This is a genomic window from Rouxiella aceris (genome assembly GCF_012933545.1).
Classification (GTDB): Bacteria; Pseudomonadota; Gammaproteobacteria; order Enterobacterales; family Enterobacteriaceae; genus Rouxiella; species Rouxiella aceris.
On sequence record NZ_JAADJU010000001.1, the window covers coordinates 798,003 to 808,002 of the forward strand.

The 10,000-nt window shown below is 50.2% G+C and carries 6 protein-coding genes and 1 rRNA gene; 5 read left to right on the top strand and 2 right to left on the bottom strand.

Features of this window, described 5'->3' with window-relative positions; all coding sequences use genetic code 11:
• Nucleotides 1-32 precede the first annotated feature (32 nt).
• Together GW590_RS03560 and GW590_RS03565 are read left to right on the top strand one after the other, a co-directional pair.
• A complete protein-coding gene (locus GW590_RS03560; protein ID WP_169401612.1) occupies nt 33-2,324 on the top strand; it encodes a TonB-dependent siderophore receptor in 2,292 nt (763 codons plus the stop codon).
• A gap of 62 nt (nt 2,325-2,386) precedes the next feature.
• The gene (locus GW590_RS03565; protein ID WP_169401613.1) at nt 2,387-3,079 is read left to right on the top strand and encodes a 4'-phosphopantetheinyl transferase family protein; all 693 of its coding nucleotides are present in this window, start codon (nt 2,387-2,389) and stop codon (nt 3,077-3,079) included.
• Nucleotides 3,080-3,206: 127 nt separating this feature from the next.
• Here GW590_RS03565 and GW590_RS03570 read toward each other — a convergent pair whose 3' ends face one another.
• Entirely contained in the window at nt 3,207-4,859 is a 1,653-nt protein-coding gene (locus GW590_RS03570) for a methyl-accepting chemotaxis protein (protein ID WP_169401614.1), read from the bottom strand.
• A gap of 872 nt (nt 4,860-5,731) precedes the next feature.
• Between GW590_RS03570 and acs the strand changes: the two genes are divergently transcribed.
• From acs to actP, 3 genes are read left to right on the top strand one after another with little or no spacing between them, the layout of a single operon-like run.
• Nucleotides 5,732-7,693 (top strand): acetate--CoA ligase, encoded by a 1,962-nt coding sequence (gene acs / locus GW590_RS03575; protein WP_169401615.1) that lies wholly within the window; start codon nt 5,732-5,734, stop codon nt 7,691-7,693.
• Between the two features lie 54 nt (nt 7,694-7,747).
• Complete coding sequence (locus tag GW590_RS03580; protein ID WP_169401616.1) at nt 7,748-8,059, top strand: DUF485 domain-containing protein; 312 nt, start codon at nt 7,748-7,750, stop codon at nt 8,057-8,059.
• Entirely contained in the window at nt 8,056-9,711 is a 1,656-nt protein-coding gene (gene actP / locus GW590_RS03585) for a cation/acetate symporter ActP (RefSeq protein WP_169401617.1), read from the top strand. The genes GW590_RS03580 and actP overlap by 4 nt, the downstream gene beginning before the upstream one ends.
• A gap of 173 nt (nt 9,712-9,884) precedes the next feature.
• Here actP and rrf read toward each other — a convergent pair.
• Nucleotides 9,885-10,000 (bottom strand): 5S ribosomal RNA (gene rrf, locus GW590_RS03590).

The window sequence follows — 10,000 nt, forward strand, 5'->3', positions numbered from 1 at the left end:
GCACGAGGATGGAATTCAGGGTAGATACCATCATGACTTACAGGATTTCTCGCTATTCTTTAGCCACACTTATTGGACTGGGACTGGGAACCACGGCGTTTACTATTCCGGTAAGGGCCGCAGAAAACGTCAGTACGGTGACCACTGACAGCGGCGCTGAGGCAAAACCAACGGCGTCCAAAGCAAAGGCCGACAACGGCGACACCATCGTGGTTACCGCCGCGCAGCAAAACCTGCAGGCACCCGGTGTCTCCACCATCACCGCCGATCAGATCAAGAAAAAACCCCCTGCCCGTGATATCAATGAGCTGATCCGCACCATGCCTGGTGTCAACCTTACCGGCAACTCCACCAGCGGCCAGCGTGGTAATAACCGCCAGATCGATATCCGCGGTATGGGACCGGAAAATACTCTGATTCTAATCGACGGTCTGCCGGTCAGCAGCCGCAATTCAGTACGTCAGGGCTGGCGTGGTGAACGTGATACCCGCGGTGATACCAGTTGGGTACCACCGGATATGATCGATCATATCGAAGTGATCCGTGGCCCTGCGGCCGCACGCTACGGCAATGGTGCCGCCGGTGGCGTGGTCAATATCATTACCAAGAAAGACAGCAAAGACTGGCACGGTTCGTGGAATACCTACTTCAACGCACCGCAACATAAAGAAGAAGGCTCGACCAAACGTACCGACTTCAGTTTGTCTGGCCCCCTCAGCGACCAGTTCAGCTTCCGCCTGTTTGGTGGCTACAGCAAAACCAAGGCCGATGCGCAGAATATCAATGACGGTCATCAGTCAGAACGTACCGGCACCTACGCCGATACCATACCTGCCGGCCGTGAAGGGGTGATCGATAAAAATATCGATGCCATGCTGCACTGGGATTTTGCCCCCATGCAGTCGCTGGAATTTGAAGTATCAAGTGGTCGTCAGGGTAATCTGTACGCCGGTGATACGCAGAACACCAACACCAGTGCGCTGGTGCAAAGCATGTATGGCAAAGAGACCAACCGTATCTATCGCCAGACCTATGCCTTGACCTATCGCGGAGCCTGGGAAAATGGCGTCAGCACCACCAACTATGTGCAATATGAGAAAACGAAAAACTCACGCATGGATGAGGGGCTGGCAGGCGGTACCGAAGGGATTTTCTCCGACAGTAACTTTAATACCATCTACCTGGGCAATGTGCTGGCCCACAGCGAAGTCAGTATTCCGTTCGATCTTGGCGTAACGCAAACCGCGACCCTCGGCACCGAATGGAATCAGCAGAAGATGAAGGATCCCTCTTCCAATACCCAGAGTATGCTCGGTGGCGCTATTGCCGGCGTTGACAGCAGCAATCGCAGCCCCTACTCCTCGGCACAAATTTTCTCGCTGTTTGCCGAAGACAATATCGAGCTGACCGACAGCACCATGCTGGTACCCGGCCTGCGTTTTGATCATCACTCGATTGTCGGTGATAACTGGAGTCCATCCCTTAATCTGTCGCAAGAGCTGGGCAGTGACTTTACCTTGAAAATGGGGATTGCCCGCGCCTATAAGGCCCCAAGCCTGTACCAGACCAACCCGAACTACGTTCTTTATAGTAAGGGGCAAGGTTGTGCCGCCAGCAGCGGCGGATGCTATCTGGTGGGTAACCGCGACCTCGAGGCCGAAACCAGCATCAATAAAGAAATTGGCCTGGAATTCCATCGCAGCGGTTATCAGGCGGGTGTAACCTATTTCCGCAACGATTATCGTAATAAAATCGAAGCCGGTTATTTGCCAACAGGTACTTCAACCAACGGCAGTTCCGATGTTTATCTCTGGCAAAATGTGCCGAAAGCCGTAGTACAGGGCCTGGAAGGCACCTTGAATATTCCGGTAAGCAGCACTATTTCCTGGAATAACAACGGTACCTATATGATTGAAAGTAAAAACAAGGAGACCGGCGACTACCTGTCGATCATTCCTAAATTTACTATCAACTCCACTCTGAGCTGGCAGGCGACCGAAGATCTCTCCCTGCAAACCAGCATGACCTGGTATGGCCGTCAAAAGCCAAAAAAATACAACTACAAGGGTGAAGCAGTAACCGGCAGCGAGAAAAATGAGGTCAGCCCCTATGCGGTATTTGGTTTAAGCGGCACCTACACCGTCTCCAAGTATGTCAGCGTCACCACCGGGATTGATAATCTGTTCGACAAACGCGAGTTCCGCGCCGGTAATGCGCAAACCGTGGGCAACGCCACCACTAATGCCTATATGTATGGGGCCGGTGCTGCTACCTACAACGAACCGGGAAGAACCTTCTATATGAGTGTAAATACTCACTTCTAAGTTCGTCACACGACTGTCGGGCGCACCTTTGGCCCGACAGTTTTAATAATCAGACGATGCCAATGAATACGACCTTCTGCCAACTACAAATCCCCCTACCGGAAGGCATGCAACGCATCACGGTAGTACAATATGATATCAAGACGTTTCAGCCTGAAGATTTAATGATTTTACCTCACCGTGCAGCCCTGCAACGCGCCGTACCGCTACGCTGTGCCGAACATCTGGCTGGGCGTTTGGCTGCCCGACAGGCCCTGCGGTTATTGGGGGTCGCCGCACCATTTCCCGCTATTGGTCATCACCGTCAGCCACTATGGCCAGCGGGCGTTATCGGTTCCATTAGCCATACCCGGCAATGGGCGCTGGCCGCGGTGGCTAAATCACCCGGCGGTATGGCCGGTTTAGGTATTGATCTTGAGCCACAGTTAAGCTCGCAACAAGCCCATGAGATTGCCGATACGGTGATGCAAGGCGAAGAGAAGGAAATGGCCAGCAACAGTGGTTTGCCGTTTGAACAGGCAGTGACGCTGGTTTTTTCGGCCAAAGAGAGTCTGTTTAAAGCGCTGTTTGCCCATGTGGGCGATTGGTTTGATTTTTCTGCGGCGGTGATAACGGATATCTCGCTTAGCGATCAGCGTTTTACCCTCAGACTGGCGCAGGATTTAACACCCAAATTGCCTGCAGGTATGGCCTTTAGCGGCCAATGGCGCGATTTTCATGGCGATATGATGACGTTGCTGCGCTTTGCGCTCTGACCAGCAGGTTGCCCGCTTTAGGCCAGAGCCTGAATGCCCGTATTGATTGCAACGCGGCGCAAACGACAAATCCTGTCAGGATCTGCGCTGGCGCCGAGTTCAGCGGCTATTGCCAATTCTGTTAGGGTTAGAACTTTTCCCAGTTATCACTGCCGCTTGAGGTGCCAATACTTAACTGTGGCATCCGCCCGAGATTACGCACCTTAGCGACAAGCTGCGCGTCCTTGAGGTTACCCAGTTCAAAGGTGGCGATGGTATTGCGCAGTTGCTCGGCTTCCTGCTCCAGATCCGCGGCATTAGTCGCCGCTTGCTGTACCAGGGTGGCGTTTTGATGCGTAACCCCATCCATTTCAGTCATTGCCAGGCCGATTTGTTCAATACCACGGCTTTGCTCTTCAGAGGCAACGGAGATTTCTCCCATCAGATGGTTTACCTGCTCTACCGATTGAATAATCATCGACATCGCATTACCCGCATCCTGAACCTGTTCTACCCCTGCTTTTACCCGCACAACCGATTCGTTGATTAATCCTTCAATTTCTTTGGCGGCACTGGCACTGCGCTGGGCCAATGCCCGGACTTCACTGGCCACCACGGCGAAACCACGTCCATGCTCACCGGCACGGGCTGATTCTACCGCCGCATTCAGTGCCAGGATATTGGTCTGAAAGGCAATGCTGTTTATCACGCTGGTGATATCAGAGATTTTCTTGGAGTTTTCAGAAATGGTATGCATGGTGTTCACCACCGTGGAGGTGGTATCGCCGCCCTTTTTCGCCGTCAGTTGCGTGGTTTCGGTCAGACGTCGCGCCTGACGCACATTTTCGGCATTATTTTTAACGGTTGAGGTAAGTTCTTCCATACTGGCGGCGGTTTGTTGCAACGCAGCCGCCTGCTGATCGGTGCGACCCGAGAGTTCTTCATTGCCCTGTTTTATCTGATTGGTGCTGGTGTAGATACTGTCGGAGCTTTGCGAAATGGCCTCGACCGTATCACGCAGATGTTTTTGCATGGCGCGGATATAGGGGATCAGTTGGCCGACACTGTTACGACCAAAATCACTCAGCTCAATGTCCAGCTTGCCTGCCGTCAGTGTCTCCAGGTGTCTTTTAATCATGGAAACCGGCTTATCGAGAAAGTTAACCAGATAGCGGTCGGTTAACAGCAGCGTGATAATGCCGGCGAATAACGCACTGAGTAAAATATACTTATTGTAGGCAACCTGGGCCTGGGACTGTTCCACCAGGATATTGGACTGAATAGCCTGACTGTATTTTTCAGCGGTTGCGCCAAACTGCACACTCAGCTGTGGATATGTCTTTCTGAACAGATCGCGAAACTGGTCTGGCTGATTATTTTTCGCGGCGGCCAGCATAGGCACAATGGCTTTATTGAGCAGGGCATCCCAGTCGCCGACCATTGCCTGTATGACCTCGTCACTCACTCCCGGATGTTGACTGACACGAAACTGCGCCAGCATATCCTGACTAATTTTTACGGCAGCATCAGCAGATGCAAAGGTTTTGTCAGCCTCGGCATTATCCGCGGTCTGGCGATAATCCATTGCACGTAACATTCTGGTGGTTGCGCGAAAATACTGATCATTGCCTCTTACCAGCAGCCGATAAGAACCTTTTTGTAATAGGGTCTGGTTCAACAAACCATCAATGGTATTAAAATTATTAAAGGTGAGATAAGTTGTCATCCCCCAAATCAAGCTGAATATAGTAAGAATAATCATTATCATTTTTCTAAAAGAAATATTTTTCAGTACTTTCATAAGCCCCCCCGGTATATTCTATTTATAATTGATTTTCTTGACTTTTTTGGGCTAATCTCTTCAACTCGAAAAGAAGCTAGCTGCAATTATACTTTTTATTCAATAGCTTAATAATGATCATCCAAACAGTGATGTTACCGATATCATTGTCTGCTGTGGCGCATTCCATAGCCTGGTATTAATATTTTCATTTATTGTTAATAAACCGATGAAAAAGCATTGAGCAGAAATAACCACGAATGTCCCAATAACATTTTTATCTGTTACCCACCGAGTATCCAGCCTGGCGAGCTCGACACTATGGGTTGATAAGACGTGTATTTTGATGGATAGAGCGCAGTTACAGGCTGCCGCTACCATAGTCGTGGCAGTCAAAGCCAAGGTTGAAGGTAATCCCAGGATCCGTCGGACTGAAAAATTCATTTTCAACAGCTCACAGGTTGTATGATTTACCTATATCGGCAAAAAAATAATTATATTTAGCACTATTTTTACAAATTGTAATATGTTTATCCTTACAGTTTTAGTGGTTATGTCACACCGCCGCTGTCAAGGCATCGAATATTACCCCTCCTCTGGGTAGCCAAATGCAAATTGATTTTGCACGGCAGAAAATCAGTCTAATTTCTCCTTATCTCACTGCATAAAGTTAACAGTCTGTTGCTTTGGCGGAATGCTGAGATATTAATTTTCTTTTAACATAGAAGACTTAACAGCAATTTCCCGATTTAACTCTCCTGCTTTGTTGCAATTAAATTTCTTCCCATGCCATTGCGTGATCTGCCACCCAAAAACCAAACAAAGCTTGTGGTCAAACTAGAACTACCCGTTGATTGACATAGTATTAACATATTCAAAAAGGGAGAATAACGATGAGCCAATCCTACAAACACCCTATTCCTGCCGCTATTGCGGAACGTACCCTGATTACGCCAGAAAAATATCATCAATATTATCAACAATCTGTCGAAGATCCTGAGGCCTTTTGGGGTGAACAGGGAAAAGTGATCGATTGGATCAAACCCTTTACCAAAGTAAAAAATACTTCCTTTGCACCGGGTAACATTGATATTCGCTGGTTTGAAGACGGCACGCTGAACCTGGCAGCCAATTGCCTGGACCGCCACCTGGCGGAACGCGGCGATCAGGTGGCGATCATCTGGGAGGGTGACGATCCGCAGACGGCAAATAAATTTATCACCTATAAACAGCTGCATCACGATGTCTGCAAGTTCGCCAATGTGCTCAAAGATATCGGCATCAAAAAAGGCGATGTGGTCGCCATCTATATGCCGATGGTGCCAGAAGCGGCAGTCGCCATGCTGGCCTGCGCACGCATTGGCGCTGTGCATTCGGTGATCTTCGCCGGATTTTCCCCGGAAGCCGTTGCCGGACGTATTGTCGACTCCAACTCCAAACTGGTGATCACTGCCGATGAGGGACTACGCGCCGGTCGCACGATCCCGCTAAAACAAAATGTTGATGATGCCCTGAAAAACCCGGCGGTGGTCAGTGTCGAGCATGTGATTGTCTATCAACGAACCGGTAAAAAAGGCGAGTGGAAGCAAGGCCGCGATCTATGGTGGCATGAGGTTACTGCCAACGCCTCTGACGACTGCCCGCCAACAGAAATGAAAGCCGAAGATCCGCTGTTTATCCTCTACACCTCGGGGTCTACCGGCAAACCAAAAGGTGTCCTCCACACCACCGGGGGCTACCTGGTTTATGCCGCCCTGACCTTTAAATATGTTTTCGATTATCACCATGGCGATGTTTATTGGTGTACCGCCGACGTTGGTTGGGTAACCGGTCATAGTTACCTGCTGTATGGCCCGCTGGCCGTCGGCGCCATTACGCTAATGTTTGAAGGCGTGCCCAATTATCCCGGCACCAATCGCATGTCGCAGATTGTCGATAAACATCAGGTCAATATTCTCTATACCGCTCCTACGGCCATTCGTGCCCTGATGGCAGAAGGGGATAAAGCCATTGAAGGTACTAGCCGCAGTTCATTGCGCATTATGGGATCGGTGGGCGAGCCCATTAACCCCGAAGCCTGGGAGTGGTATTACAAAACCATCGGTAATAGCCGCTGCCCGATAGTGGATACCTGGTGGCAAACAGAAACCGGCGGTTTTATGATCACCCCGCTGCCGGGAGCAACCGAACTAAAAGCCGGTTCGGCAACGCGCCCTTTCTTTGGCGTACAACCGGCATTGGTGGATAACGAAGGCAAACCGCTGGAAGGGGTATGCGAAGGCAACCTGGTGATCGTTGATTCATGGCCAGGGCAGGCGCGCACCCTGTATGGCGATCACGATCGCTTTGAACAGACCTATTTCTCCACCTTTAAAAACATGTATTTCAGCGGCGATGGTGCTCGCCGTGATGAGGACGGTTACTACTGGATCACCGGCCGCGTCGATGATGTGCTCAATATTTCCGGGCACCGCCTCGGTACCGCCGAAATCGAATCCGCCCTGGTTTCCCATCCAAAAATTGCCGAAGCCGCCGTGGTGGGTATTCCCCATAGCATTAAAGGTCAGGCTATTTATGCCTATATCACCCTCAATCATGGTGAAGAACCCTCTCCCGAACTCTATAAAGAAGTCCGTGACTGGGTGCGCAAAGAGATAGGCCCGATCGCTACCCCGGATATTCTTCACTGGACTGATTCATTACCGAAGACCCGTTCCGGCAAAATTATGCGCCGTATCTTGCGCAAAATTGCCGCCGGAGATACGACCAACCTGGGAGATACCTCAACACTGGCCGATCCTGGCGTTGTTGAGAAGTTACTGGAAGAACAACAATTAATGAAAGCGTCGTCATAATTTTCACCGCACTTTCGCGGTGAACTCAGTCAATACCTTATAGGAGTGGTATCAATGAATGATCTCATTTATCAAAAGGTTGAAAATAATCCGCGCTTTAAGGAGCTGGTTCATAAGCGCAGCCGGTTCGCCTGGCTGCTCTCTTTCATCACTCTGGTGTTGTACGTATCTTTCATTTTACTGATTGCCTTCGACCCTCAGTGGTTAGGGACGCCGTTATATCAAGGCGCCACTATTACCCGAGGTATTCCGGTAGGTGTCGGTTTGATTGTTATCTCATTTCTGCTTACCGGCATTTACGTGTTTCGTGCCAACGGTGAGTTCGATCGTCTGACTGCGGACATCATCCGTGAGGTGCAACCATGAACGCCCGTCGCCTTGGTCTGCTGGCGGGTCTGGTATTGAGTTCAAATGCGTGGGCGGAAGGCATTTCCGGCGAGGTAAATCGTCAACCGCTCAATATTGAAGCCATTATCATGTTTATTCTTTTTGTGGGGGCTACGCTTTATATCACCTATTGGGCATCGAAACGCACCCGCTCGCGTCAGGATTACTATACCGCTGGCGGGCAAATTACCGGTTTGCAAAACGGTATGGCGATCGCCGGTGACTTTATGTCGGCGGCATCCTTCCTGGGGATCTCGGCGCTGGTCTATGGATCAGGCTATGACGGATTGATCTACTCGATTGGTTTTCTGATCGGATGGCCAATCATTCTGTTTCTGATAGCAGAACGCCTGCGTAATCTCGGGAAGTACACCTTCGCCGATGTGGCTTCTTATCGTCTTAAACAAAAACCCATACGCACCCTGTCTGCCTGCGGTTCGCTGGTAGTGGTAGCACTGTATCTGATTGCGCAAATGGTCGGTGCCGGTAAGCTGATCCAGTTACTGTTCGGGCTCAACTACCATGTGGCCGTAGTGCTGGTCGGCATATTGATGGTGTTGTATGTGCTGTTTGGCGGTATGTTGGCCACCACCTGGGTGCAAATCATCAAAGCGGTATTGCTGCTGGCTGGTGCTACCTTTATGGCGCTGATGGTGCTCAAATCCGTTGATTTTGACTTCAACAAGTTATTCACCGAAGCAGTGGCTATTCATCCTAAAGGTGTGGCCATTATGAGCCCAGGGGGACTGGTATCGGATCCTATATCCGCACTATCACTCGGTCTGGCGCTGATGTTTGGTACCGCCGGGCTACCTCATATCCTGATGCGGTTCTTTACGGTAAACAATGCCAAGGAAGCACGTAAGAGTGTATTTTATGCCACCGGATTTATCGGCTATTTTTACATTCTTACCTTTATTATCGGTTTTGGTGCCATCGTTCTGGTCAGTTCCAACCCGGCGTTTAAAGATGCTCACGGTATCTTGCTGGGTGGCAACAATATGGCCGCGGTACATCTGGCCAATGCGGTAGGCGGTAGCTTCTTCCTCGGCTTTATCTCTGCCGTTGCCTTTGCCACCATCCTGGCGGTTGTTGCCGGTTTAACCCTGGCTGGTGCTTCGGCGGTATCGCACGATCTCTATGCCAGCGTGATCAAAGATGGCAAGGCTACGGAACGCAATGAGCTCCGTGTTTCTAAAATTACGGTTATTATTCTCGGTATTGTCGCTATTGCTTTAGGGATCCTGTTTGAGAAACAGAATATTGCCTTTATGGTCGGATTGGCTTTCTCTATCGCAGCCAGCTGTAACTTCCCGATTATCATACTGTCAATGTACTGGTCAAAACTGACTACCCGTGGCGCAATGGTTGGCGGCTGGCTGGGATTGGTCACTGCCGTTGTGTTGATGATCCTTGGCCCAACTATCTGGGTGCAGATCCTCGGTCACGCCAAACCTATCTATCCTTATGAATACCCTGCATTGTTCTCAATGATTGTTGCATTCGTCGGTACCTGGTTTTTCTCAATTACCGACCATTCACTCTCCGGGCAGCAAGAAAGAGAACGTTTTTATCCGCAGTTTGTCCGTTCGCAAACCGGTATCGGCATCTCGCAAAGCAGTAAGCATTAATAGTGACTTGATGTGATGATGCTTGCCATAGCAAAAAAGCCCCTGCCAGTCGGCAGGGGCTTGGCATTTGTTAACCACGTTGTGTTGATGATCGAGATACACGGGCATAAATTGCCATATTACAGACAGCAAAAAGCCCTGTACGCAAGTACAGGGCTTTCTACTTATTTGATGCCTGGCAGTTCCCTACTCTCGCATGGGGAGACCCCACACTACCATCGGCGCTACGGCGTTTCACTTCTGAGTTCGGCATGGGGTCAGGTGGGACCACCGCGCTACTGCCGCCAGG

Coding starts and splice junctions, on each gene's coding strand:
- GW590_RS03580 (WP_169401616.1), top strand. CDS start 7,748: ATGAATGATCTCATTTATCAAAAGGTTGAAAATAATCCGCGCTTTAAG.
- GW590_RS03565 (WP_169401613.1), top strand. CDS start 2,387: ATGAATACGACCTTCTGCCAACTACAAATCCCCCTACCGGAAGGCATG.
- actP (WP_169401617.1), top strand. CDS start 8,056: ATGAACGCCCGTCGCCTTGGTCTGCTGGCGGGTCTGGTATTGAGTTCA.
- GW590_RS03570 (WP_169401614.1), bottom strand. CDS start 4,859: ATGAAAGTACTGAAAAATATTTCTTTTAGAAAAATGATAATGATTATT.
- acs (WP_169401615.1), top strand. CDS start 5,732: ATGAGCCAATCCTACAAACACCCTATTCCTGCCGCTATTGCGGAACGT.
- GW590_RS03560 (WP_169401612.1), top strand. CDS start 33: ATGACTTACAGGATTTCTCGCTATTCTTTAGCCACACTTATTGGACTG.